Origin of the sequence: Frigoribacterium sp. CFBP 13729 (assembly GCF_014841875.1) — a bacterium.
Classification (GTDB): domain Bacteria; phylum Actinomycetota; class Actinomycetes; order Actinomycetales; family Microbacteriaceae; genus Frigoribacterium.
The window spans coordinates 1-26,097 of the sequence record NZ_JACYUR010000010.1; the positions used below are offsets into that span (position 1 = coordinate 1).

21 protein-coding genes are annotated in these 26,097 nt (G+C 65.2%); 6 read left to right on the forward strand and 15 right to left on the reverse strand.

The annotated features are described in order from the left end of the window. Nucleotides 1–84: 84 nt before the first annotated feature. From IFT77_RS16060 to IFT77_RS16075, 4 genes are all read right to left on the reverse strand, one after another. Nucleotides 85–987, reverse strand: a complete 903-nt coding sequence (locus IFT77_RS16060) for a phosphotransferase (protein ID WP_192170606.1) — start codon at nt 985–987, stop codon at nt 85–87. A 149-nt stretch (nt 988–1,136) separates the two neighbouring features. Further along, nucleotides 1,137–1,409: a hypothetical protein gene (locus tag IFT77_RS16065; RefSeq protein WP_192040476.1), complete on the reverse strand. Its 273-nt coding sequence runs from the start codon at nt 1,407–1,409 to the stop codon at nt 1,137–1,139. 19 nt (nt 1,410–1,428) lie between these two features. Beyond that, nucleotides 1,429–3,213, reverse strand: a complete 1,785-nt coding sequence (locus tag IFT77_RS16070) for a HAMP domain-containing sensor histidine kinase (protein WP_192170607.1) — start codon at nt 3,211–3,213, stop codon at nt 1,429–1,431. Further along, nucleotides 3,203–3,907: a response regulator transcription factor gene (locus IFT77_RS16075; RefSeq protein ID WP_371741096.1), complete on the reverse strand. Its 705-nt coding sequence runs from the start codon at nt 3,905–3,907 to the stop codon at nt 3,203–3,205. Before IFT77_RS16075 ends, IFT77_RS16070 begins: the two co-directional genes overlap by 11 nt. Before the next feature lie 133 nt (nt 3,908–4,040). On the opposite strand from IFT77_RS16075, the gene IFT77_RS16080 reads away from it, so the two are divergent. Continuing rightward, nucleotides 4,041–4,709 carry a hypothetical protein gene (locus tag IFT77_RS16080; RefSeq protein WP_192170609.1) on the forward strand — a complete coding sequence of 223 codons (669 nt, stop codon included), beginning with the start codon at nt 4,041–4,043 and terminating at the stop codon, nt 4,707–4,709. Nucleotides 4,710–4,848: 139 nt separating this feature from the next. On the opposite strand, the gene IFT77_RS16085 is transcribed toward IFT77_RS16080, so the two are convergent. Next, on the reverse strand, nt 4,849–6,675 hold the full coding sequence (locus IFT77_RS16085) for a carboxylesterase family protein (RefSeq protein WP_197980967.1): 1,827 nt from the start codon (nt 6,673–6,675) through the stop codon (nt 4,849–4,851). 101 nt (nt 6,676–6,776) lie between these two features. On the opposite strand from IFT77_RS16085, the gene IFT77_RS16090 reads away from it, so the two are divergent. Both IFT77_RS16090 and IFT77_RS16095 read left to right on the forward strand, forming a co-directional pair. Beyond that, complete coding sequence (locus tag IFT77_RS16090; RefSeq protein ID WP_192170611.1) at nt 6,777–7,403, forward strand: TetR family transcriptional regulator; 627 nt, start codon at nt 6,777–6,779, stop codon at nt 7,401–7,403. A 341-nt stretch (nt 7,404–7,744) separates the two neighbouring features. Further along, nucleotides 7,745–9,346 (forward strand): ATP-binding cassette domain-containing protein, encoded by a 1,602-nt coding sequence (locus IFT77_RS16095; RefSeq protein ID WP_192170612.1) that lies wholly within the window; start codon nt 7,745–7,747, stop codon nt 9,344–9,346. Between the two features lie 145 nt (nt 9,347–9,491). Here IFT77_RS16095 and IFT77_RS16100 read toward each other — a convergent pair whose 3' ends face one another. The 10 genes from IFT77_RS16100 to IFT77_RS16145 all read right to left on the reverse strand — a co-directional run bounded on the left by IFT77_RS16100 (nt 9,492) and on the right by IFT77_RS16145 (nt 23,342). Continuing rightward, the gene (locus IFT77_RS16100) at nt 9,492–11,960 is read right to left on the reverse strand and encodes a preprotein translocase subunit SecA (RefSeq protein ID WP_192170613.1); all 2,469 of its coding nucleotides are present in this window, start codon (nt 11,958–11,960) and stop codon (nt 9,492–9,494) included. Between the two features lie 613 nt (nt 11,961–12,573). Further along, complete coding sequence (locus IFT77_RS16105; protein ID WP_192170614.1) at nt 12,574–13,584, reverse strand: hypothetical protein; 1,011 nt, start codon at nt 13,582–13,584, stop codon at nt 12,574–12,576. A gap of 287 nt (nt 13,585–13,871) precedes the next feature. Beyond that, nucleotides 13,872–14,453, reverse strand: a complete 582-nt coding sequence (locus tag IFT77_RS16110) for a hypothetical protein (protein WP_192170615.1) — start codon at nt 14,451–14,453, stop codon at nt 13,872–13,874. A gap of 59 nt (nt 14,454–14,512) precedes the next feature. Further along, nucleotides 14,513–15,115: a DUF1599 domain-containing protein gene (locus tag IFT77_RS16115; RefSeq protein WP_192170616.1), complete on the reverse strand. Its 603-nt coding sequence runs from the start codon at nt 15,113–15,115 to the stop codon at nt 14,513–14,515. Between the two features lie 97 nt (nt 15,116–15,212). Then, the gene (locus IFT77_RS16120) at nt 15,213–16,064 is read right to left on the reverse strand and encodes a hypothetical protein (protein ID WP_192170617.1); all 852 of its coding nucleotides are present in this window, start codon (nt 16,062–16,064) and stop codon (nt 15,213–15,215) included. 359 nt (nt 16,065–16,423) lie between these two features. Further along, entirely contained in the window at nt 16,424–18,679 is a 2,256-nt protein-coding gene (locus IFT77_RS16125; RefSeq protein ID WP_192170618.1) for a TniQ family protein, read from the reverse strand. A gap of 4 nt (nt 18,680–18,683) precedes the next feature. After that, entirely contained in the window at nt 18,684–19,850 is a 1,167-nt protein-coding gene (locus IFT77_RS16130) for an ATP-binding protein (protein WP_192170619.1), read from the reverse strand. After that, the gene (locus tag IFT77_RS16135; protein WP_192170620.1) at nt 19,847–21,847 is read right to left on the reverse strand and encodes a DDE-type integrase/transposase/recombinase; all 2,001 of its coding nucleotides are present in this window, start codon (nt 21,845–21,847) and stop codon (nt 19,847–19,849) included. The genes IFT77_RS16130 and IFT77_RS16135 overlap by 4 nt, the downstream gene beginning before the upstream one ends. A 47-nt stretch (nt 21,848–21,894) precedes the next feature. Beyond that, on the reverse strand, nt 21,895–22,758 hold the full coding sequence (locus IFT77_RS16140) for a hypothetical protein (RefSeq protein ID WP_192170621.1): 864 nt from the start codon (nt 22,756–22,758) through the stop codon (nt 21,895–21,897). Between the two features lie 317 nt (nt 22,759–23,075). After that, complete coding sequence (locus tag IFT77_RS16145) at nt 23,076–23,342, reverse strand: hypothetical protein (RefSeq protein WP_192170622.1); 267 nt, start codon at nt 23,340–23,342, stop codon at nt 23,076–23,078. 372 nt (nt 23,343–23,714) lie between these two features. Here IFT77_RS16145 and IFT77_RS16150 point away from each other — a divergent pair, with 372 nt between their 5' ends. The 3 genes from IFT77_RS16150 (at nt 23,715) to IFT77_RS16160 (ending at nt 26,011) form a co-directional block, all read left to right on the forward strand. Then, nucleotides 23,715–24,260 (forward strand): hypothetical protein, encoded by a 546-nt coding sequence (locus tag IFT77_RS16150; RefSeq protein ID WP_192170623.1) that lies wholly within the window; start codon nt 23,715–23,717, stop codon nt 24,258–24,260. A 376-nt stretch (nt 24,261–24,636) separates the two neighbouring features. Then, the gene (locus IFT77_RS16155) at nt 24,637–25,314 is read left to right on the forward strand and encodes a hypothetical protein (protein ID WP_192170624.1); all 678 of its coding nucleotides are present in this window, start codon (nt 24,637–24,639) and stop codon (nt 25,312–25,314) included. 34 nt (nt 25,315–25,348) lie between these two features. Then, nucleotides 25,349–26,011: a hypothetical protein gene (locus IFT77_RS16160; RefSeq protein WP_192170625.1), complete on the forward strand. Its 663-nt coding sequence runs from the start codon at nt 25,349–25,351 to the stop codon at nt 26,009–26,011. The last annotated feature ends 86 nt before the right edge of the window (nt 26,012–26,097 follow it).

Consider the following 26,097-nt stretch of genomic DNA (forward strand, 5'->3'; position numbering starts at 1 on the left):
CGTACCTCGTAGGGCCGGCATCCCGGTGGAACCCCATCCCGCTTCGTGAGCGGGATGGGGTTTTTCCGTGTGCCGGGGCAGGTCTCAGGCCCAGCGCCGCCTCAGCCAGCCCAGGGCGGCCGCGGCCTCTCGCCCCTGGAACTCCCGGAGGGTCGGCATGTCCGCCGGCACGGGCGTCTGCAGCGCCTCGGTCCACGAACCGGCGAGGCCGGCGAGGAGCGCGTCGACCGCCTCCGGCGGCACCTCCCGCAGGGAGTCGCGCAGGAGGTGCCCCTCCACGTCGCTGCGCGGGTCGCGCACGAGCACGTCGAGCAGGTAGGTCACCGAGTCGAACCACGGCGCGCCGACCGAGGCCCACGGCCAGTCGACCAGCCACACGCGCGAGCTGGCGTCGAGGAGGAGGTTGTCGGCACGGCAGTCGAGGTGCACCAGGTGCTCCCCCGCCGCTGCGCCCGGGAGCTGCGCAGAGGCGTCGCGCAGCCGGTCGAGGTGCGCGGTGGTCCAGTGATCGAGCTCTCCCGTCGCCCCGGCCTCGCTCAGGCGCACCCAGCTCGTGGAGTCGGGCGTGAGCTCGTCCGGGAGGCGCGGCAGCAGCGAGGTGTCGGTGATGCGGGGCAGGTCGGCCAGCGCGTCGAGCACGAGCGTCGTGTCGTCCGGCCCGGGGTGACGGCCGTCGACGTCCTCGAACGCCACGACGACCCAGTCGTCCTGCTCGACCGTCCCGACCACTCGGGGTGCCGACACCGACGCGGGCAGACCCCGGACGACCGCGGCCTCCCGCCGGTGCAGCTCATGGGTGACGGCGTTGCGCGATCGGCTCACCGACTTCGCGAAGACCCGTCGCCCGCTGCGGAGCACCAGCCGATCGGCGCTGCCGGAGGAGAACCCTCCCGACTGGCTCGCCGCCTCCTCGACCTGGTCGCCCAGCGCCTCCTCGAGTGCACGGCGCACCGTGGTGGGCACCTCTGCCCAGGTGGTCCTGGTCACGTCCGCTCCTCTCGGTGAGATGCCCGGAAAGGGACGACATGCCCTGGGGCCTCCGGATACGTCGTCCCTTTCCGGTGTTCCTCGCGCCTTCGCCGTCCCGTCCCGTGCCGTGCTCGCGCCTCCCCCGCTCGACGACGGTCAGCGGCGGGTCACTCGTCCGCGTCGGCCGCCCCGGCAGGACGCCGTCGTCGAAGGAGGCGGGCGAGCACCGTGCCCGCGATCCAGACGCCTGCGAGGACGACGAAGGCGACCCCCATCGGCTCCTCGAGCCGATCGGCGACGAACCAGAACAGGGCGCCGCCGACGAAGACCAGCAGCACGTTGGTCACGACCTCCCTGACGGACGGCCACGGCGACCGCTGCTCGACGACCTCACGCACCTCGACGGGTCGAGCCCTGGGCAGATCCGTCTCGTCGCGCATGGACCGAGGATGCCAGACGTCAGGACCCGAGGAGGCGCTGCTCGCCGTCCGACACGGACGACTGAGTCGACGGGATGCGGAACGTGAACCGGGCCCCGTGCGGCTGCACGGCCACGACGCCGATGCTCCCGCCGTGCAGCTCGACGATGCGTCGGGTGATGGTCAGGCCGAGGCCGTGCCCGGGCCCGTCGCGCCGGCGTGACCGGTCCGCTCGCCAGAGGCGGTCGAACACCGACCCGAGGGCATCCTCGCGGATGCCGACCCCGTCGTCCTCGACGTCGACCTGGACCGAGCCGTCCCTGGGCGAGAGGCTGACGACCACCGTGCGGGGGCGACCGTGCACGAGGGCGTTGTCGAGCAGGTTGCCCACGACCTGGCGCAGGAGCACGGGATCCGCGACGACGACAGCGCGGAGCGGCCCCCGGTACTCGACTACCGCTCCCTGCGGCCGCCGCGCATCGACGGCCTCGCGCAGCAGCGCCGCGAGGTCGACCTCCTGCGGCTGCAGCCTCAGCTCGCCCGCGTCGGACGACGCGACCGTCCGCAGGTCGTCGATGAGGCGCTCGAGGTGCTGGGCCTCACGACCGATCACCCTGACGACCTCGTCCTTGTCCGAGACGACCCCGTCGTCCCAGGCCTCGGCCCAGCCGCGGATGTTCGTCAGGGGGGTCCTGAGGTCGTGGGCGATGTCGGCCGTCAGCTGGTCGCGTTGCTGCCGCGCCTGCTCGAGACCGTCGGCGAGCTGGTTCACCGCACCTCCGAGTCGCGAGATCTCGTCCTGCCCCGACTCCGGTGCTCTCGCGGTGTGCTGCCCTGCCGTGAGCCGTTCGGTGACGAGCTGCAGGCGATGGATCCGACGGACCGCCTGGCCGCTCGCGACGAGCACGAGGGCGCCGCTGAGCGCGACGAGGCCGATGACGACCGCCGCGATCCGGGCGAGCGAGTCGGTCGTCAACGAGTCCAGAGCCGGCCGGGCGCCGTCGACCGGCGAGGTGACCAGGTAGGCGCGGGGCGGGACGAGGTCCTCGTTGATCGTCGTCCAGGCCCTCGTGACGCAGCTCCTCGTCCGCTGCAGCGTCTCCAGGGGGACCGCCTCGTCGCCTCCGACGACGCGGAGCGAGATGCCCTGCGCGGCGCCCGGCGACACCAGGTCGAGCTGGACCGCGCTGACGGGAGTGATCGACTGGGCGGCCAGGCACTGGTTGGTCTGCGCGGTGAGCAGGCCGAGGGCTGCCTGCTCGGGGCCGTGCGGTGTCGTGTAGGCCTCGGTCTCGCAGCCGGGCGGGAACGCACCCGAGAGGACCGCCCGGCCGTTCGGCCAGAGCGAGATCGACGACGACGGCAGACCTGCGCAGGCGGCGACCGCCTCCGCCGCGGCACGGGACGACCGGGCCTCCGACTCGTCGAGCACCATCGCGCCCGCGACCGTCGTGCTGATCGGGCTCAGCGTGTCCGCGAAGGTCTCGGAGAGCGGGTCGACCGGCGTGCCGGGCAGCTGGGGCACGGGCCGCGACGCGTCGGTGTCGCCGATGGTCCGCCCGTCGACGTCGAGGAGGACGAGGCGCCGATCGAACCGGTCACCGAGCCGGTCGAGCTCGGTCGCGACGTCGGCCCAGCTCTGCTCGCGGCCCGCCCAGCTCCGCACCGCGGCCACGACGTCCTGGTCGGTGCGGGCGTCCCGGTCGATCTGGACGGCGTCCCGCCGGGTGACCGCCGTCGAGACGATCCACGTCGTGCCCGCGATCGAGAGGGTGACGATGACGATGCCGATCGCGAGGAAGCGGACGAGCAGGCTACGACGCACGAGGACCCGTCTCCCCGGTCGAGGAGAAGCGGTACCCGACGCCGTAGACGGTCTCGATGCCGCAGGGCGCCTCCGGGTCGAGCTCGAGCTTCGCCCTGAGGTTCTTCACGTGGGCGTCGATGGTCCGCTCCGTGATGAAGCGGCCGTCACCGTGCAGGGCGACCAGCAGCTGCCCCCGGCTGAGGACGCTCCCCGCTGCCGACATCAGCGCCCTCAGCAGGTCGAACTCGGCACGCGTGAGGTCCACGAGCCGGCCGGAGGTCCGCGTCTCGCGCCGCGCCGGGTCGAGGGAGATGTCCCCGGCGCGGAGCACGCCGTCCACGCGCTGGGGCGCGCTCCGCCGCAGCAGCGCCCGGACCCGGGCGAGGAGCTCGCGCGGGCTGTACGGCTTCGTCAGGTAGTCGTCCGCGCCGTGGTCGAGGCCGAGCAGCAGGTCGTTCTCGGTCACCCGTGCGGTGACCATCAGGATCGGCAGCTCCGACCCCTCCTCGCGGAGGCGGGTGCTGACCTGCAGGCCGTCGAGGCCCGGCAGCATCACGTCGAGCACCAACAAGGAGGCGCGGCCGTCCTTCACGCTCTCGAGCGCGCGGACGCCGTCGGAGACCACCTCGACCTCGTGCCCCTCGCGTTCGAGGTAGCGCCGGAGCAGCTCCCCCTGGAGTTCGTCGTCCTCTGCCACCACTATCCGCGCCACGTGAGCCACGCTACGGGGCCGTGAGCCCGGGGATCTCCCCGCGACGGCTCTTCTCACCGAACCGGCACGGCGAGCGCACAGGTCCTTCACACTCCTGGCCGACGCTGAGATCTCCCCAACCGAAAGGACCGACATGTCCCTCACCAAGATCAGCGCCGTCGTCGTCGGCGCACTCGTCCTCGGAGGCGCCGCCGTCGCAGGTCTCTCGATGTCCGCCCAGGCTGCCGAGGCTCCCGCGACGGGCGTGACCCGCGCCTCCGCCGAGGTCTCGTCGACGACGACCGGCGCCGCTGCGGACGAGGTCGCGAAGGCCGTCGACGCAGCGGCGACGTCGGCGATCCAGGAGTACGGCACGCCCGGCCGCGAGTCGCTCGCCTACCTGGCCGCGGCCGACCCGGCGAACGACCTGTACCTCCGGTGCATCGCCGACCACACGGAGTCGGCGACGGGCACCGCGACCACGACCGGCACCACGACCACGGAGACCACGGACTCGTCGTCGCTGACGCGGCCCGCGACCGCGGCCGAGACCGCGGTCGGCGAGCAGGCGGAGGCGTTCTGCGCGCCGCTCGAGCCGGCACCGCCGTGGGAGCTGGACCGCAGCAACCCCGAGGCAGCGGCGTTCGCCGCCGAGGTCGTGGAGCGCCTGGAGGCGGCCGGCGTCACCGAGGTGGCCGTCGCTCCGGACGACGGCGGCGACCGCGTGGGCATCGCGTTCGGCGGCGCCGGGAACGACGCCTCCTCGATCTCGAAGGGCATGGAGCTCCTGCCCTCGGTCGCACTCGAGGTCGCCCGGGGCTGAGCTCCGCTGACCCGCTGACCCGCAGACCCGCAGGGCCGTCGCCGACACCGGCGGCGGCCCTGCGGCGTCAGCCCGACAGCCCCGCAACGTCAGCCCGGCTGCCTCAGCCCGATAGCCCCGCAGCCTCAGTCCCCCAGCCTCACCCCTCCCGGCGCAGCCAGAAGTCGACCGCCGCCGCCGACGGGCGCGACGTGACGGAGGTGACGTCACCGAGCTCGAGGACGCTGTCGGGCGCCTCCTGCAGCGTCGGCCACGGTTCACGGTCGGCTCCGTTCGGATCGCCCCGCGTGACGAAGTCGAGCCAGTACCCCGTCATCTCCGACTCGAGCCGTCGGTCGACGGTCGTGTAGTCGATGTCCCCGTCGGCGCCGAGGTTGCCGTACGCGTACATCACCTCGGACCCGTGGTACGCGCCGAAGCGCTCGAGGTCCGGGTCCGGGGGGACGCGCGTGAACCAGTACGGATAGACGGGCGACTCCCCCGACCGGGCTGCCGTCAGGCCCCACTTCCGCATCGGGGCGGTCATGGACTGGTCGGTGCCGGACCGGATCCGCGACTCGGTCACCTCCTCCTCGTCCCCTCCCGGGTACAGCGCGAGGAACTCGTCGGCGTCGTCCCCGTACTCGTCGCGGGCCTCCCGGGCCCACGTCGCCGGGTCCGGATCGACCCCGCCGATCAGGTCGAGGGACGTCTCGTCGGCGTTGCTGCCGAGCAGCAGGGGGACGTCGTTCTGCAGACCCGCCTCGTAGAGGGCCGACGGGGTGTCGGGCAGCACGGCGTCGCCGACGACGGGCCACCAGTGCGTCGTGAGGTCCGCGGCGGCTGCCGCCTTCGCGATGCGCTCGGCCGGCATCTCCCGCATCTCCGCCAGGGTCGCCCCGCCGAGTGCGTCGCTCAGGCCGTGAGCGGCCTCGCGGGCGTGCTCGGCGTCGTCGTAGAGGTCGCCCCCGTCGCGGTCGCCCGCACTGCCCAGGCACCCCCCGCTCTCGCCGATCAGACCGTGGACGAGGCCCGTGGCCAGAGGCGAGACGCCCAGGATGCACGCGGCTCCCGAACCCGCCGACTCCCCCGCGACGGTGACCTGCCCCGGGTCCCCGCCGAACTCGCCGATGTTGTCGTGCACCCACTGCAGGGCGGCGAGCTGGTCGAGCAGCCCCTGGTTGCCCGGGGTGTCGCCGCCGAGCGCGTCGCCGGCCAGGAACCCGAACACCCCGAGGCGGTAGTTGATCGTGACGACGACGGCTCGGCCGGTGGAGGCCAGGGCGGTCCCGTCGTAGGCGGGCAGTGCGCCCGAGCCGGCGACGAACCCGCCGCCGTGCAGGTAGACGAGCACGGGCAGGGGCGCAGGAGGCGCCTCCGACGGTCTCCAGACGTTCAGTCGCAGGCTGTCCTCGTCGGTCGCGTACCCGCCCAGCAGCGTCTGCTCGAGCGGCAGGTCGAGCACGCGGGTCCCGGCCCGGGTGACGAAACTGGGCTCGGCCTGGACCACGGAGGTGCCGAAGTCGTCGGCGACGAGGGTCTCGGATCGTGCGGGGGCCGGCTGCGGCGCCTCCCACCTCAGGTCGCCGACCGGCGGGGCCGCGTAGGGGATGCCCGCGAAGGCGTCCACCCGGGCGCTCGCGTCGTGCACGCCGACCACGTCGCCCTGGGCGGTCGTCACGGGGTCCGTGTGGGGGCCGTCCAGGGTCCGGGTGCCGACGATCGGCCCCGCAGCCAGGGCCACGCCGCCGGTGAGGGCCGCCACCCCGACCCACGCTGCGCCGCGGACGAACCACCGTCGACGCCGCCACGTCCGCGAGAGGAGCGCGGCCGCCGCGACGGTCGCAGCGACGAACAGCCACCCCCACCACGGAGCCTGGTTCAGCCAGGCGACCACCGCGCCGACCAGCGCCACGGCTGCGGTCGGCAGCCACCACCTCCTGCCGTGCGATCTGCTGCCTGATCCGTCCTGCGTTCTCTTCGTCACCCTGATCCTCTCGATGCGGTCCGTACTCAATACGAACCGTACTCGATACGAACTGCACTCAACCTGGAGGGGGTGGGGGCCGGGGCGCATAGGCTCGTCCCGTGAACGACGGAGAAACCCCCTCGGTGCGGCGACGGACCGACACCCGGCGTCGCCTCCTCGGGGCTGCGGCCGACCTGTTCGAGGCGAGCGGCACGATCAGCCAGAGCGTCGAGGCCCTCTGCGCGCGGGCGGGCTTCACCCGCGGGGCCTTCTACTCGAACTTCACCAGCGTCGACCAGCTCTACCTCGCGTTGCACGAGGAGCAGGCGGGCCGGGTCTGGCACCGCCTGCGGGCAGCCCTGGAGGCGCAGACGTCAGGTGAGGGGCGGCAGGACTCCCTCGAGGAGGCGGTGGGCCACCTCCTGGACTCGCTGCCCGACAGCAGGGAGTGGTTCTCGCTGCGGTCGGTGCTGCTCGCACGGGCGGCGGCGGACCCCGTCTTCGCCGACCTGATGAGGATCGACGACGGCGCCGTCGCGGCCGAGCTGGGCGCTCGGTTCGTCGCCCTCGCCGCCGTCCACGGACGCGAGCCCGTCGTCGAGCCGGCCCTCCTGGCGAAGGCGGTGGTCGCCGCCCACGTGGGCGCGGTCGGCCAGGCGGCCGTCGATCCCGACGGCGTGCGGACGCAGGTCGTCGCGGTGACGGCGGTGATCCGCGGGCTGACGGTCGAGTCGGCCGCGCCGTAGGGCTCGCGGTGGGCGGCGGGCCCCGCGCACCGGGCGCCGCACCGCGTCACGCCCTTGCGCCGCTCCGCACCCTGCGCCTAGCATCGGCGCGTACCCCGTCGCGAGCCGCGACGTCGGCGCGGCCACCTCACCGGCCGACCGGACGGCTCGCGGACACGGGGGCTCCCCGCACGGAAGACGGCCCATTGCGCACCAGCACCGGTACTGCGTCCACGACGCAGCAGCTGCCCTCGCACTGACTCCGCCCGTGCCCGCCCGCTGACCCGGGCGAGGCCGACGCTCCCCCGCCTCCGGCCGGGAGCGTGGTGGTGTCGTGCGCCGACACCACCACCGGGAGCACCGTGCCCTCCACCCTCAGCACCACCACGCCCTCACCGTCCGTCGTCCTCACCGAGTGCTCGTTCGCCTGGCCCGACGGTGCGGTCGTCCTCGACCGGGTCACCACGGCCTTCGGGCGGGGCCGTACCGGCCTCGTCGGGGCCAACGGCGCCGGCAAGTCGACGCTCGTCCGCCTCGTCACGGGCGATCTCGCCCCCACCGGCGGCAGGGTCTCGACGACCGGACCGGTCGACCTGCTGCCGCAGCGCCTCCGTCGCGGACCCGACGACACCGTCGCCGACCTGCTCGGCATCCGCCCGCGGCTCGACGCCCTGCACGCGATCCTCGGCGGCGACCCCGATCCGCGCCACTTCGACGCCCTCGGCGACGACTGGGACCTCGAGGCCCGGGCCGCCGCTGCCCTCAGCGAGGTCGGGCTCGACCTCGACACCGGGGACCTGCTCCGTCCGGTCGCGACCCTGTCGGGCGGCCAGGCCGTCCTCACCGCCGTCACCGGCGTGCGGCTGCGCGACCGGCCCGTCGCCGTGCTCGACGAGCCGACGAACGACCTCGACCTCCGGTCGCGCGGGCTGCTGCTCGACCTCGTCGATCGCTGGCGCGGAACGCTCGTCGTCGTGAGCCACGACCGCGAGCTGCTCGAGCACGTCGACGAGATCGCCGAGCTGCGCGACGGCTCGATCCGCACCTCGGGAGGGACGTGGTCCGACTTCGAGCAGCGCCTGGCCGTCGAGCGGTCGGCTGCCGAGCGCGACCTGCGCGACGCCGATCAGCTGCTGCGCGCCGAGCGACGGCAGCGCATCGAGGCCGAGACGACGATCACGCGTCGAGCGCGGGCCGGGCGACGCTCGGCGGAGTCGATGCCCGCGATCATCGCCCACGCGAGGAGGAACAAGGCGGAAGCGACGGCGGGCCGGCTGCGCTCGGGGCACGGGGACGCGGAGGCGCGGGCCAGGGACCAGGTCGACGTCGCCTCACGAGCAGTGAGGGACGACGACGCCGTCCGGGTCGACCTGCCCGATCCGGCGATCCCGGCGGGGCGGCGCCTCGTGGAGCTGACCGTGCGGGGCAGGACCACCGTGCTGCAGGGGCCGGAGCGGATCGCGGTCGTCGGCGCGAACGGCACGGGCAAGACGACGCTGCTCGAGCAGCTCGTCGGCGTCCATGGCGTGAGGCCGCACCCCCTGCCCGCCACGGGGGCGACGTCGCTCACCGAACGGGTCGCCTGGCTGCCCCAGCGCCGCGACGGGCTGCTCGACGACGACGACACCGTCCTCGAGCACGTCGCCCGCGCCGCTCCCGCCGTGCCCGACCGTGAGCTTCGCAACGCCCTCGCGCGTCTCCTCGTCCGTGGCTCAGTCGTCGACCGGACGACGGCCACACTGTCCGGAGGAGAACGTTTCCGCGTGGCCCTCGCGGGCCTGGTGCTCGCCGACCCGGTCCCCCAGCTGCTCGTGCTCGACGAGCCGACGAACGACCTCGACATGGCGACCACCGACCACCTCGTCGACGTGCTCGCGGCCTGGCGCGGCGGCCTCGTGATCGTCAGCCACGACGAGAGGTTCCTCGACCGGCTCGGGCTGCACGTGCGCGTGGCCCTCGACTGACGGTGACTGTCGTCGGTGGACAAGATTGTCGCTTTCAAGCGCAAAATGGTCTCTCAATGTCGCGATCGACTCCACTTCGCCGCCGTTCAATTTGTCCCTCATTACATGTTGTCGACACAGCGCCAGGCCTGAAACTCAAAACTGATTAATGTTTCCGGTTTTTTCGGACCGGCTGCGCTCTCTGACCACGGCGGCTCTGCGGGACCAGGTTTGCTGGAACCATCTCTGATGCGGGACGGAGATACGTGGAGACAGACAGCGCGAGGGGGTCCAGCTCGGAGGGGATCGCCTCGTAGAAAACTGCGTCCAATACAGGCTTTTCCCCACTGAAGGCGAAGAGAGCCGAACGCCGAACGCCGAGTTGGTGGCCCTTTGCTCGCAGGTAAGCTCGCATCTTCTGCTCCCAGATGGCCGGATCATCATTCGCCGGGCATACAGCCCAGACCATTACCCATCCGCCATCGTCGGGAGTCGAAATGGGCACAGTTTGCGTACATTCCTTAAGGCCGTTATGAGACCGCCGAACAACGCTGGGACCATATCCCGACATCAAAGTCTGCGTGTCACTGGACCCCGTGAGAAGCGTGGCGCCGATGGAAACTTTTCCGAACGGGCTAAGGGTGTCAATTTCGTCGAGCAGGCTTTCCATGGGGCTCGCCCCTCGGCTGGGCTTTCTGGCGGCGTTGGGTCGCGGTTGCCGGCCGGCCCGCTGGGGTAGAACACTCTCTTGGTACCAGGCGTCCAGAGGGTCGGTTTGGCTAGTGACATAAGTTGGCCCCTGACCTATCCACTTTCGTTTCTCTGCTTCAGTCGCGGGTGGCAAAAATTTGAAAGTAGACCGCAGCTGTTCTGGATCCTCCTCCACGTAGAGCCCCTTGGAAAGGAAGTAGAGGTATAGATCAAGCTCATCAGGCGCTGTAAACATGACCGTGGCCAAGGGGTGCCTGCGTCGTCGTAGGTAGAGCAGGAATTCAGCTGGCCGAGTTGTCAATTCCGCGATGAGATCGAGGTCGTGGATGGAGACTGTCCAGGGAATCGATTCTGTTTTGATCAGGCCTGCCTGAACCAGATCGGCTGTGGCCGTAGTCGTCGATCCCAGATCGTCGAGGCTTACGGCGATAGTGTGAATTTCTTTGATGTGCCGAAGATCCAGCCACCCTTCGCCATCAATCCTTATTCCGTTGTCAGAGGCAATGCGCTGAACCAACCGGTCGGCCTGGCCAGCCGCTTTGGTGATTATGCCCGTCAGATCTTTCTGCAGGCGGGACCCCAGCCCAGATCGTGAGGACGAGCTGAGGGACACGGCCTTGTCTTCGATGATGAGGGCCACGTCGTCGACCAGGATCAGATGGTCGCCCTCTACGCGCTTGGTAAACGCGTCTGGCCCGTCAACCTCTTCAGCTTGCGTGGCAGGGATGTAATAGTTCAGGCCATGCCAAGAACGTGTGGGGGACAAGAGACGGTCGATAGCGCTCCGAGTGCGTGTTTCCAGAACCTCTCCGCGATGCTTCTGGTATTTCTCCCAAGCGGTGGAGGCCCGGAGCTTTGCTTCCAGCGTCTCCCTGAGGGCGTCCTGTGTCAGAGCAGGGTGAGGAAGCATCGCCCTCCCTGTCGGTGTTCGCAAGATCGGGGTCGCGCGTAGCGGATTACTGCCCCTCAAGAACAACCGTGCATGCTCCTTGAGGCCTAAGGACGCGTCAGGAGTCCATGAAAAAGCTTGCAGAACGGCGTCCACTGTGCCGTTGTCCAACCCGGTCGCCGTAACCAGCTCTGCCAAGGACACGGAAGCGGCGGCCGCGTTGGGGTTCAGGGCTGAGATTAGGGAGCGGGCAGCCTTTTCCCGCGACTCGGTCGCCGTACTTCCTGACTCGTGCCTTTGCTGCTCCATCCTGACATCGCGATATGTACGGTCTAGTCGGCGCTGCGTATTCTCGACCTGCAAGCTATGGATGGCACTGAGTACTGTTGTGGCGTGAAAAAAAGTGAATCCGCACACGTCAAGGACGATCTCCTCGAGCCCATCCGATGCGAAGAGTGTGCTATTCGTCTCCTCGGCAAGCTCCATGTACGAAGATCCCCGGATGGTTAGCTCTGACGCCTGAACTCTGGCCTGAATAAGCGCGAGGGGATCGTCAAAATTAGCAGCCAAAACGGACCTGAGCATGCCCAGGTCGAAAAGCCGCTCAATAATATCCAGGCTCATGTCGATGATTGATGCCGCTGGCTCGCGGGAAGAACCGTCCTGCGACATATTCGTCATTGCAGCGACCGACATGAGCTCGACGATACTAAATCCGATTTCAACGCCAGCTTGATAGCCAAGCTGCTTCCAATTCCAAGGCAGTGCAGCCAGTCGCGTTTGTTCGATCACTTCGATGGGATCGTGCGCAGCGAGAAGACTCCCCAATTGGTTTAAATGATCTTCTATGCGGCCGTCAAGGTCATCCAGAGGCGACTCGGGGTCCAGGCTCGCCAGCAGTTCCGTTCCCTGTTGAAGGCCCCGTTCAATGGCGCGCCGATGGACATCGTGGTCGGGAAAAATCGAAGCTTCGTGACCTTGTAGATCCGCCAACTCACACGTCCCCTCAATACGTTCTACTGGTCGTCCGACCATTACGGCGACGATGAGCCACGCCTGGAAGACCAGAGACGGGGCAAGGACAACGTGATTTGGCTCTCAATGCGACGAGCCCGGTAGCGACGGCCATACCCACACACAGCTTCGCCATCAGGAACTCACTCCGGCGGAACGAGCCCCTCGAGAGCAGCAAAGTCGTAAAATTTTGTTGCGACCCGGGGATCTACGCCATGGTCCCTAGCTATAGCCTCTGTCAATTCAGCAGTAGCCGGATCATTGGTGATCGACAGGGCTCGTCTGAGAATGTAGGACCCGATGGCAAGGTGCATTCCCGCACGCGTAACATCCTCGCGAGTGATTGAATCTGCCGACACCTCGATTTGCACGGCTGCATGGAACGTCCGAGGCATAAGTACCGAGGCAGCTTTTGCCGAGTCAAAGGCGGCCGACTTAGCGAAGTTCATGGCGAGCCCAGAGGCTTCCGTCAAGACAGCGTCTTGATCAGCTCTGGACAAACCTTCGAGGCTTTCCTCAATGCAGGGGGGCAGCCGTGAGAACGCCTCACGCAGGTCGGCAGAAGAGCGTGCGCCAAGCCCCGCCGGCTGACACATCCTCACGAGATCCCAGAGGTGACCAGTTCCGTTTGTCATTATTTCTTCCTCCGCCAGTTGAGTATGAGCGCCGAAATGGCATTAGCAAACACCGATAGTACCGTTGTAGAAAGAATGAACATCACTATCTGGAAAATCCCATTTGTAACTAGCCCTCCCTCATGGATGCCCCATACGGTGGCAGCTGCAATGAACAAGACGATCAAGTGCGGCCAGTATCGCCGAAGCAGCGTTATAGGGCGCCGCTCCGAGCTCTTCGAAATAACGACGCGACTGGGAGTCCACCAAATTTCGCTCCAGTCGTTGGGCAAGTGTTTGGCAATCTGGTCGAGGGCAAACCAACCGTCGAAGACTAACCAACTTGTCCAAGAGTTCTGCTCGCTGCCACTCCACTGCCTCGGCTCGTGGGGTGAGGCCACGAGCAGGTCTATTCCGTCACAAGTCTCCGGCCCGATCGTGAAGGTGGAAAGCCCAACGAGCGCCTGCGGCCGGCGGGAGTAAAGGTAATGGATTCTCCCCTTCAGCCCACTAGCGTCAAGAAAATCCACCTCTTCCTGAGCGACGAACTGGGAGCTTGGGCCCCAGGAATCAGCCCCTTGGATCGAGATAAGCCATTTCTGAGCACGCTTGATTGGCAAATTAAACGCCGAGCCACCTACCTGGACATCGGATAGCGCCAGGATTGCCGTCGCGGTTCCTGCTATGGACAGGTTGCCTCTGGAGTCACACCAACCTCCAGAATTAGGATCGACACGACCTATGAGGCTCTGTGCCCCTGACTCTACGGAACTGTCCGTCGTGGACGCGCCGGAAGCTATCAGCGCTCGGATGGCAAGGGCGGTGCTGACAACCCTCCAATCTGTTCCGGCCATCAGCCCCCAGCCCTGATTCTGCAGTTCGGCACTGCGTAAGTAATCAGCACCGCGTGCAATCGCCACTTGGATGGTGCTTTGGCTACTCGCTAGCGATGGCTGGTTCCGCATAGCTGACAACGCCATGATCGACCAGGCGGTCGCGTCGACTGTTGACACCCCGTCGGTATTGGTCACGAAGGGCCACCCGCCGTCTGCCCCCTGATTGTCGACTAGAAATTTCAAGCAATGAGGGAACTGATTATCGCTGCCGGCCCTCCGGCTCGCAAAGATGGCCATCTGTGATGTAGCGACGTACCCGAGAGTGCCAGCCTCACCAAGTCGCCGATACCAACCACCGTGCCCCGTAATTGATTGGTACTTGTAGGTACTGAAGCGCTGGGACACGAGCGCGTCGATTGCATCCTCAACAGACTGACGGCCCAGCCTTGAACCCACAAGTCGACTTCTGAGTCCTCCTTGGCTCACGACATGTCCATATCGCGCAAGAAAGCCAAAGCAGGATCGTTTTTGGCAGCCTCAATCACGTCATCCCGTGGAAATGCAGCCCAGTCACCGAACAAGGGTTCGCCTAGGGCTTCGGCCACTTTTGACCGCAGGTAGTGGTGAGGCAGGGGCGCTGGGTCGAAGGCGACGTAAACGTCATCGCCCCCCCAGATTGCAATATAAGGAAGAGGATTTTGCGCGTGCTCCCGTTGGAAGGCGTCCCAGTTGTCAAAACGAGTTAGGGCAAAGTCTTTCTGCACACGTTCCGTCAAGGCAACATTTATGGGCACGAAGTGCACATGCGCGTGATAGCAGTGATCCTGCCCATGTCCGGGAGGAACGCAGGCACCCGCTCGACCATGCTCAAAGATTGTCAACTCACCAAATTCATGCAGCGCGCTGTCCGACAGTCGCTTAATAAGCCGCCCGGCTGTCGGTGTAATTTCATCAGGCAACTCTGCCGAACTTTGAAAGTGATTACGAGCAACCAACATAAAATGCCCTTGTACAAGTGGGCCGAGAGACAACACAATCGAAAAATTATCGTCGATCCGCAACACTCTGTCTCGATCCGGCAGTTCGCAGAACCGACACCCTTCCTCAAACGGTCCAAGCGACATCATTGTCCCCTCTCGGTTGATAGAACGATGGCGAAGAGTGAATAGTTCAGTACATCGTTGAATTGGTCTTCCAACACAGAGATGTCCGGATCTGCGCTATCGAGTACGGCGTTTACCCGAGCCACACGAACAAGGAGTTCGTCAGTAATCGTGCTAACCCTCATGTATCTCCATGCGCCACCATAGTCATGATCTTTTCGCTCTAGCAGTTCACGCGCCGCGCCGGCAATGGAGTCATAGGAGCTTGCAGCCTTCGCCGAAGAGGACCAGCGGTCAACAGAACGGGAACCAAGAGACGGGATCTTCAAGCCTTCGTGCTGCAGCCTGTCCAAGATCATCACAGAGTAGTTGACAATGCCTCGATATTCGTCCAGGACGCTTTCCGCAATTTGTGGCTCGATAGAACTGGACTTGAGACCCTCAAGCCGACGGATTCTCGCCGCTTTCGTCCACACACGGTCCACTAGCGACGAAACGCGAAGGATCGCCCACGACTGACCGTAAATTGCATACTTGGCAACGAATTCTTGTCGGCAAGCCGAGACTGCGTGTGCCAGTTCGGTCTCGTGCTCTCCGGATCGACCATCCGTGCGTTCAGGCATGGCTCCAAATTACAGGGCGACGCGCCCTCTTCGGTGACCTAGAGGGGTGAATGGTTGGGTAGGTCGACATCAGAAGTGCCGAGCGTGTTTTGCGCGGCTACACACCGAGGTCGAGAACGGGGTTGCGGTAGGAGTGACTGTCGCGTTGTCCGTGGTCTAGAGCAACGCTGCTGATGTGGTCTGTCTGCAGCATGATGGCTCTATATGGATGTCCACCGCGGAGTGCTTCAGCGATGAAGCCCGAACGCAAGGAGTGAGCACCGTAGCGCTTCGGGTCCATGCCCGCTGCCTTGAGCCGCAGCTTGACAACATCGTTCACAACATCGTCGCTGATCCTTGTGTCCTGTACGTGGCCGCCCCTGCGTAGAGAGCGTAGGACGGGAGATTTCTGGTCGAAGGTCTGCAATTCGAGTTGAGGCTCTCGGCATATGTGCTTGGACAAACTGACTCCCAGAAGGAAGACTTCGACTTCAATGAGCTTCCGGTCTCGGATGTAGTGCAGGAGGCGCGTCCACCGCAGGAGGGCGCAGGCGGGACAGGTATCGGGTGATTTGCCGAACGGCAAGAGTTTGGATGCAGTGCGGCCCATTTGAACCGTCCTAGCCGTACGAATCCACAAGCGGATGCCGAGCGGATCGCCTAGCTGGATATCGCCAAAGGTGAGGGCTGCAAGTTCTGAGCGTTGAAAACCGCCGGCGAAACCCAGGACGAGGATCGCCCAGTCACGATGACCACGAATTGCCGCCGGGTGCGTATTCATATCGATGAGCCCAAGCGCACGCCGCAGCTCACGAAGAAAGACGGGTTGCATTCGTCGGGGCACTTCAGAGTTCAACCGGCGTGCACTTGCCAAGACGTTTTTGACGTCAGTCGTTGCACCGGGCGGCGGGTGGCCTGCTTGGCGGTGCAAAACGTTGATGGCTGAGACCCATCGGACGAGCGTGTTCACGGCGTAGAACCTCTTAGGTGGAACCCCGGTTCCTGCATCTGCAAAGTCGAGGGCGGTAGAGGCAGCGCGTACGCCGCGACTCTTCAGGTACTTGGCGACCGTCTCACCGCTGGCGGGAAAGGAGGATCGTCCATGCTCTCTGCACCAGGCATCAAATTGTTTCCAGTCTCCGGCGTATGCACGTGCTGTGTTTTCGGAGATGGGTCGCGAGAAATGGGCTCCGAGATCTTTGGCAGGATTCCATGTGGCCCCCCGCTGCTCCAGTGTTGGCGAGGCGCTGGCCTCTCTCAAGTCGGGCTGGCCAGCTTCCACCTCGCGCAGTGCCGGGGCCCCTTCAACGTTCCAGTCCTGCGCGCCCATCAGCGGGCCGAGTCCTGTTCGTGGGCAGCGTGGGCAGCGTGGGCACCTCGAGTTTGTGCTGCAGGTGACAGCCGTTCGCCTTGCCGAGGTAGGGGAGCTCGGGGCGCGCGCGTTGTGAAGCGCTGAGCGCCGTCCTCGCTACTAGGTACGGGGCGGATGCGCGTCTCCCAGCGGATGGTCTCATGGGGCTGCGAGCTCGGGAGGGGCCAGGCCATGAGTGCCCAGCGCACGTGTCGTGGGGTGCGATGGACATTCCGCGCAAGAGCAGTGAGGCTGAGCCGGCCCGCGCCGACCATGTCGTGGAGGACGTCGATGTTGATGTCGTCAAGCTCTGGGGCAAGGTCTGCTTCGGGGTAGTGCCATCGGGGTGGCTGCCAGGTGACGGGCGCACCGATGACTGACGGCGTTGAGCGCACTCCTCGAAGCGTGACCCAGTCGCCTCGTCGTGCGAGCCATTCCTTGAGGTAAGCGTCGATCGCCTGCAGGAGGCCTGTAGTCATGGTCGTGAGGAACTTGCTGTATTCGGCGACCTCGGGCTTGTTGGGGTCGAACCGCCAAGGCCCCGGGAGGTCGCGAGGGCCAGTTGCCGTTGCCCGCAAGTACATGAAGCGCCGCACCCGCAATGCCTTGGGTCCGCGCCCAGGGTCCTCGCCGGCGCTTTCGGCAAGATCGATCCATTCATTGTCGGAGAGCAGAGACCACCAGGGAAGTTGTCGCCGGTGGCCATAGTTAATTGGCGATGGGTACAGCCGAAGGTGGAGCGCTAGTTCGCTGATCTGTTGGAGGATTGCGTTCGCCTGGTCTTCGGTACCGAGCAGGCTGGGGCGGAGCCGCCGGCCGATGGCCGAGATGAAGCTGGCGCGTTCTGGGCCGATGCCTCGCCGGGCGGCGCCCGCAATTTTGACGGCATCGCCGAAGCTTCGTTGCAGGGTGGTGAAGTCGGTGTGGGGGTCAATTCCGATTGGGTTGGCCCAATTCATGGCTAGCAGAGGCGCCCAATGAGTGTCGAGATCGTCGTTGTCGAAGGGGCGTACTAGGTGAGCACGGGACAGCGTGACCCCGCCAATGTTCACCATCTGGGTGTCCCGAATCGCGGCGCGACCGACCGCTTGTTCGACTTCTGCACGGACCGCCGTTCCCCAGACGAGACGTTGAATGGGGGAAAGATCTCGGTCGATCGCTCGGAGAAGAATGCTCTGCATGCGACCCGTGAGGCCGGGGAAATGGCTTTGGAGGTGACTCGCTGAACCGGGACCGAATACTTCTACCGAGGCGGGCACGGGGCGGGAGAACGTGATCCTACGAAGTACAGGTCCGATGACGGACTCGTCTGTCGTGTGGAGAAAGTGGGCCGCGCCCATCAGGACGCCCATGGCGAGTGCGTCTTTCGGTGGTGTGGTCCCAATTCGTTGCGGGTCGTCGAAGAGTCCCTGAACGAGAGTCGTCGAGACGCCGGCAAGCGCCGCGATCTCGTCGGTGTCATGCAGGTGCAGAAGGGCGATGCCGAGAGCTCTTAAGTTGCCAAAGTAGGTACGCTCGTCCTCTAGTTCGCAGCCGTCGGCGGCGGCGGTGACCTCGGCCAAACCGATGGTCGTGCTCGACCAGCGGGCGGCGATGGCTGACTGCGCTTCCAGGATGAGTGAGTCTCCAGCGAATGGTTCTTCCTCCCAGGTCTCGGCCCAAGGTTGTCCGCAGTGTCCCCAACCGTCGGGTCCAGCTCCGTGGCAGACGTTCGGATCGCAGGCTTGCGTGCCCATGATTCGGGACTCAACGACGGGGTCGCCGCAACGTGCGCAGGTGTCTCGGAGGATGGTGTTGTGCTTGAGGCAGGCGAAGGACCACCACAGACGCCAGTGTGCGTAGAAGACACCGGGGTTTTCGCCGAGACAGTCGGGGCAGTACCTGGTTCCGGCGCCGCGGGTCCACATCTTGGATTGAGCCGGGACGTCGCCTCGGCGTTCGAAAGCTGCGGCGACAAACGAGTCCATGGTGCTACCCGACAGCAATTGAGGGTCCCAACCGAGGGCTCCTGAGATGCTCGTCCTTGCTCGCTCGTTGAGGGCCGTTCCCAGCTTGTTCCGTCGGTCCGCTGGCACCTTGTCGAGGTCGCACCAGCGCCCTACGGTGGCGGGTGTCTCACCGAGGTGATGGGCGATGCGATGCAGGAGGCTGGGCAACCACTCCCCCGGATGATGATCCACCTCGAGGCTCAGGCGAGACGGTGGACCGAAGAGGTCGGTGCTGGCATTCGCCATGCCCTTAGTCCTGCCAGCCAAAACCGGTCGACCAGGAGAACCGGCCGGCCTCCCATAGGTGCAGGCGGGCCTTGCGTCCCTTCTGGGCTCGGATCTCGATGGTCGCGGCATCGAGTACGTCCCGGGTGATGCGCTGCGAGGGCGCCTTCGACGCAATGACGCTGGCCTTGGTCAGCAGTGTCGAGAGGTGGTTGGCGTAGCCGAGCGTGCTGACCCAGATGTACTCCTCGAACTCCTCGGTGAACACCCGGTCACCCTCTGGGTGACCAGCCAAGCGGAGCCGGCCCTCGTAGGCGGCGAGCAGCTTCTTCCACTCGCGAAGGTCCTGCTTGGTCTTGTGGGGATAGGCGCTGAGGTCGATCCAGGACCAGCGGGCCTCGGACTGCAGACGGGCTGCCTCGCGGGTAGCAAGGGTCTGTTCCTTGAGCATTTCCCGGATGTTGTGCCCGGCAAGAATCAACCGGACCCCCATGTTCTGGATCGACTTCAACGCGTCGTGAACGTAGCGGCCGTGCTGGCCGTCAAAGTTGATGAACTGCATCTCATCTATCAGCACGAACCGGATGCCGTGCCGGTAGATGGCCCGCTCGAAGGAGCCGTGGGCATCAGCCCCCGCCGGGACCCCGATCGACTCACAGAGCCGCGCGAAAAGCTGCTTGTCCTGGACCCTCCCCGGAAGGCTCAACCGCACGACAGCGAACTGGTGTGGCCGGATGCCCGACCCGTCATCGCGGTCTCCCCCGCCGAGAAGTCGACGGTCCGTAGCAGCAAGGGCAATCGCTTCCGCAGCCACCTGGTTCAGCAGCTTCGACTTACCCGTCCCAGGCGCCCCGGTGATCACCGGAACAGGGGTCTGTTCTGCTGTGGATGAAGGTTGCGGATCGGGCCAAGACGCCAGTTGCATCAAGGCGTTAGTGACCTGCCGGGTCCGAACGAGAGGCCGGTAGCTGTGCCACCGCTCGAGGTGGATCTGACGCCGCCGCCGATCGTCCCTGCTCAGGGCGGCCAGCTCGTCCAGGCTTAGCCATCCCGGGTCGAGAAAGTCGGCCTTGACGACGTCTTCGACGAAGCGACGCTCGGGTTCTGCGATGAGGCGCCAGCTGGCCTCAGGGTGATCGTCTTGGGAGAAGAGCGCCAGGACAGCTTCAGGCATCGGCTTAGTGGTGATCATCCGAAGCTCGCAAACGGGTCTTCGTCGTAGTCGTCCTCGTCGTCATCCACTTCCTCCTGCCACCCGTAGGGCGGCAGCACCACCTGGTTGGTGTCGGAGGTCACGACGTGGCCGACATCGATAGAGCGGAGGTCCTCGATGGCGGACGTGTGCATGTCCTCGTTCCGCGACGCCAGGGACCAACGGATTGCTGCATGCCCGTTCTCGTCCTGCCACCGGATGAGGTAGTGGACCATCAAGTCTTGGTACTCACGAATCGACATCGTCACGTCCATCCGTTCGGCGTCCATGAACGTCACGGCGTGCGCACCGAATTGGGGTGTCTCCTCAGTGCGCATGACCCACGGCACCTCGTAGGCCTGGCCGTCAGGGTCGAAACAGTAGATCTGGCGAAGGTCCGCCGGGTTGAAGTGGAACTTGTAAGTCCGTGCCGGGGCAGCCCCGGGGACATTTAGGAGGGCCTCAATGATGGGCGCGTTGAACATTTGGTGCTTGTGGACCACCCCGTAGGGACCCATCTTTTGGGTGAAGCAGGGCAGGAACCGAATCCACTCGTTCTCCCAAATGGGTACCTCGATTGCCCCAAGGCGTTGCGCTCCCTCAGCCCACAGCTGGTAGGGGCTGACGCTGCGGCCGGTCTCGGAAGCCAGACCACGGTGTTCCCGGAAGTTCCAGAGGTCAGTCCAGTCGCCGTCTCGCTGCCAGTACTCCTCGAAGGTCAGAAGGGCCATACCCTCGGCAGCAGGGCCGCGCCCATGAACCGATCCTCCGACGAAGCCGGGCTGGAACTCCTCCATCATCGTCTTGTCGCTATCAAACGATCGTTCGATTCGTGCTTTGGCGCGGGGGTCTCGGACCCGGGCGTGCTCGACGTCGATTCGAAGCCGTTCGAGCTGGGACACGATGTAGTGGCTGAGCCAAGGTTTCCCGTTGTCCATCAACAGTCGCCGTGGAGGGATCGGGTAACGAGACAAGGCTCGAGGGAGCCCTATGAACGGGCGCGGGTAGGTACGGCCGTCCACAACAACGGTCTGCCTGGGGTCAACCATCGAGGCAAAGGCGTCCGCCAACGCCAACCCGATACCGAAACCTGTCGTCGATTCCGCGATTGAGCGGCCGACAACCAGCCTTGTGGCGGCGTCAATGAGCTTGGTTTTCTCGGCCCGGTATTGCCGATCCCGACCCGGCCGATTCAGCGGGTCACGCAGAAGAATGTTCGTTGTGGTGGTGTCCCCGAGCCACAGCTCCCCAGGTTCCAGGGGCTTCCTCGGCGAATGGGACACCTTGGGCTTCTGGGCGGACGAGAGCTGCGTCTTTTTACTCCATCTCGGGCTGAGCTCGGGACGCTCGGCGTAGATGCGAGTGCAGATCTCGGCAAAGGTGCGCTCGGGCGGGCACGCAACGTCCTCATGGTTAGCCGCGAGCCACATGCGGAACGTCAAGTAAATCGACGTGCCGTGAACAGTGGTTTCCTCGGCCCTGGCGATCAACCATTGCTGGACCCACCACTGCATGTCAGGGTGCTGCCGGTCCTGAGTGGGCTTGATGTAGCGAGTATCGACGAGGGTCACCAGCCCGCCGCTGCTGCGCTTCAGGATGCGATCAATGCGCCTCTTGGCGCTCTTGTAAGGGAGATCCCAGATGGGGGCCTTGAGAGTCGCAATTGCCTTCACTCGTCGGCGCTGCTCAGGCACGAGGGCCGGATTGAGGTCGTCGGCAGGTTTGTCGCCGTCCTGCTGGTCGGGCCGAAGACCGGTTTCGACCATCCGAACGATCTCGATAGCCTCCTCGGCCTTTTCCCGGGCGCGGGGAGTCAGGCGTTCCTCAAGCCCCTCGGCGCGCGGAGTGTCCGGAGGAGCATTGTCAGCCGTCATCAGCATCCGACCCAACGAACCGAGGGGAAGCATGGGCAGCGCAGTGCCCTTCGCATCGATCAACTGCACGAAGCCGAACGCCATGCCTCGGATGAAGCCCACCTGACCATCGGGCATCACCACGGGCATCCCCGCCGAAAGCGCACGACTCCAGTCCGAGCGCCCTGCACTCATCGCTTCGCCGCCTCGACGATGGAGTCGGGCGTGAATAAGCGGTGCATGTCCGTTTTCAGGACGTGTGTCCAGAGCAGCCAACGGATGAGCATCATGGCGTTCAAGTAGGGGTAGCCCGCCACATCCAACCGGGCCGCCAGTTGATGGGCAGATACGCCAGCTCCGGCAAGAGCTGTCGCGGCCGGCGCCCATCGATCAACCGAGGATTCAGGCACCTGCGCGGCGGTGAAGTTTTCGAGGTTCTTCCGGAACCGACGAGGCATCTCGGTCCACACGAGGTAGTCGACACCGACCTGCGCCAGGGTGTCTCGAATTACCGGCTCTCTCTCCTGCCAGTAGATCGATGCACGGTCTTCGCGTGTCTTGACGTCCACGACGACCGGCTGCCCTGACGTGCTCACCAGGATGAAGTCCGGTGTGTGCGTCCCGGGCTTCGAACCTTTCGGCCACACGATCGTGAACGGCTGGCCAGCCATGAAAGCCACTAGAGGATGAAAGTCCGCCAGGAGCAAGAAGACCCGCTCGTGAAGGGACTCAGCGGCCACGAGGCCGCGCATGGTGTGCAGGTAGGTCACGACCGGTTTGTTCTGCTGCGACAGGCGTCGAGCGAAGTCACGCATCGGGTAACTGGAGGCAACCCGCTGAAGGTCAAAGTCACTTAGATTCTCGACGACGACCCGGTTCAGATTAGGCGCGGTGACAATCGCTGGCACATCCCGCACCGCATGGGTGGGAATGGTGCGTCGACGCTGGCCCCATGAAGGCCGGCCAAGCCGGACACGTAGCGGGGTGTCAGTGCCATCCGGGAGGCGAACGACAGGGCTTGTTGAGGCCGAAGCAGCCCCGAGGACAGTGGTCATGTCCTGCAGGGGGTCAATCCCCACATGCCTAGGCGGCGTAATTCCGCGGTTGGCGTGGTGTTGCGTACTGGAAACAAGCCATTTCCCGATGGCACCGGCCCAGATAGGCGCCTCAGTTATCGGCTTCACTCGCGGCGCAGCTGCCGGCGTTTCAGCAACTTGAGCACTTCGTCGTGTCGGCGGCGGACAAGCTTGATGTTCGAACCCGGAGGCGTCGGGAGTGGAGAAGGAACGGTGTTCGTCCTGGGGCAGGTCATTCGGTGGATGCACGCCCGGACAGTATCGTTAAATCCCGTAGCCGATAAATCTGTCCTCAGTCAGACGCCCTTGCTGGGGTCCTTCGCGCGGGCTGCCCTGATCCACTTCGACACGGCCACGCCACTCACTCCCACAGCTTCGCCGATTTTGACGACAGTCATGCCGAGTTCGTTCGCCTCGTGGGCAAGATGTAACCGTCGCTGGGTGGCTTCTCGAATTTGCGCATCGGCTTGACGCATTTCTTCCATGAGCTCGGCAGCCCGGACTTCGTCTTTGACGATCTTTGGAGGCTTGCCGACAGGCCGGCGCGGAGGGGGTGTTGTCACGGCTTGGTTCCAATCACTCGGTTGAGCGTCGAAACGGCCCTTGCATCACCCTCGGGCAGGTGGAATGATCCGACGCGGTAGCCGCTCGGATCTTGCACAGACTGTTTAGCTTTGGAGAGCACGCCGCGCGACCTGGCAGTCGCGCTTGGAACGGTCAACGAAGACCGTTGCTTGGTGTGCTCCAAAGTCATAGTAGCCATGGGCATCCCCGTAAGTCACTTGGGTCGCAGTTGGAATGCGACGGCTCTGACAGTTTTACTCGAAAACCAGCAAAACCGCATCCTGTGAAGCCAAGAGCGATTAACGGCAACGGCCGGGCGCGGGACAAGCCGACGGTCTTGACGAACACGGAGGTGATCCAAGGTGGGTCGGGTGATCATTCATGCCAAAGGATTCGATTTCGGGCTTCGTCCAGCAGCAGGGACCCGCGACCATGGCAGTCTGCCAAAGGAGCGGGAGCCCTTCGCAGTCAAGTCCGGGGCGATGACTCAGTGGGAATGGGACGACGCCCAAGCTCGAGTAGCCCGAGGTGACCTTGCCCGCATGGAGCGGCAGACAGAACGAGGAGGGCTTGAGAATGCGACTACTGCCCGTGATGCCGCAAGCCGCCTTGGCCTTACGCCCAGAAGCATTGCGGTCTTCCCCGCCGAAGTCTTCGCGTTCATCGTCGATGGCGAGCTGCGTTACCCGGTGTGGCAGTTCGTCAATGACAGAGAGAACCCTGTTCTCCCGCATCTGGTGCAGTTAGTCGAAGCCTTCAGCGACGACATGCATCCTTCGACCATTCTCGGATTCATGCAGACCCCCCAGGAAGACGCCCAGCTAAACGGAGTCCAGCTGACCCCTGTGGAGTGGCTTGTTCGAGGTGGGGACGTCCAGAGACTCGTCGACATCCTCGGCAGCTTCCTGATGTCCTAAGGCGGCAATGCTGTTTGCGTGCGTTTCGGCCTCGGTCGGGTGCGGTGACGTGGCTACACCCCTGCTGCGAACGGCGGAGTTCTAGCTCTGGCCGCACTCATAGGCGCCCGGACCACCGAAAGGTGTCGTGACCGTTGGCTTGGCTCTTTAACTTTCAGATGCAGCCGATTGTCAGGAACGTCTCGTGGCGGTGGAGTGCGCGATTTTCACCCGGCCCGCCCGTGATTTAGCTGCTCGTTTATGAGTGGACTCGGGCCGCCCGAAGCGGCCCCGGCATCGCGCTCCAAGCCACAGAGCCGGCAAGAGGAACACGTCTCGAGGGAGGGCGACGGGTCTAGCCATTTGTATCTTCGCTGCGCCGTGGCAGCATCGGCCCATGACAGACTCAGCCGCGTCAAACGTGCAGCCCCCGGAATCGGATCCCAAGAAGGACTTCCGCGTCGGCGCCGCATCCGATGACGCCGGACGCCGACTCGCCCAGGCCATTGAAGGGCTTGGCAACGATGCGGACTACTTCTTGGATGCATTGACCGAAAAGCTGTTGTCCATGGAGCCCCTGCTGAAGCCTGAACCCGATGACGACAGCGATCGAGCCTTTCTAATCGCTTCTGGTTCTTTCTCGGCCGATGAGTACGACGATGCCCGTCGATCCGTCGCACGGGGAAGCCTGCAACTTAGGGTCGTCGAGTCGTGGTTTTCAAGTCTCGCAGGCACGCTCTCGCTCAAAGCAATTGCCGGCTTCCTGCACTGGAGTGACGACGAAGTCACCACCGCAGTCGCCGACGGTCGGCTCTACGCAGTTGAGATCTCGGGCCGGCTCCGCTTTCCCGAGTGGCAGCTCAGCCTGTCGTCGCCCGGCAAGCTCTTGCCTGGACTGACCGAGGTGATCGCAGCCGCTAGCTCGGAGCAGAGCTGGATCGTCCTGGCCGGCATCATGGGCACACCCCAAGAAGACCTCTACGGCGAGGGCAACAAGACCCCGGTTGCTTGGTTGCGGGATGGAGGCGACGTCCGGCGCGTTACGAACGTCGTGATGTCACCCTGGCTCACCTAGATAATTTGCTCCCGACCCGAGAGAAGGTGCAGACGTGTCCGACAGTCGCGGCCTTCCCACTTCCCTGACCGAGTACGTCCTGGTGTGGTGCGAGGACCTGCTGCAGGACCTCCCGACCCCTGCCCGGACCGATCTCGCCCGCACGCTGAGCACCATGTACGAAGGTGGCCCGTGGCCGACACGGCTTCGCATCCAACGCCTCGCTGAACAGATAAGCGGGAACTACGGAGACGCGAACACCTTCATGGGGGACCTGCACTCCGAACGCCCCGGCTACGTCGCCACGATCACGCAGAAGCTCAGCGAGCCCGACCCGCAAACCCGCGGCGAGGCGCTCGAGCTGCTCGCCCGACTCCCGGGCTCGCCAGAGCTTGTTCGAGCGCTCGACCAGGCTGGCGAACAAGGCCGCCTCTCCTCTTCTGAGCGAGCAGAAGTCCTCCGGCGCGCCCTGAGCAACCCCATCTTGCCTGCCCCTGTCCCAGCTCCTGACGCCTATCCGGAACTGCCTCGCGACTATCCAGAGTCATACGAGGATCAGAAGCGGCGAGACCCCCCGTACGAACTATTCCCGCCGACACCCGATCAAATAAGGGACCTGGCCAAGCTTAATGAAGCGTGGAAGGCCGGCCTCCTCGAGGTGCACGCATACTGCGTGTGCCATCTTCGCGATCATGAACGAACAGTCGTCTGCGTGTGACTGAGCCACCGAAGGCGTCACTCACGATTTCCCGATGCTCACGGAGATTGACACTGGAATATCAGACCTTGGATGTGAGAGAATGG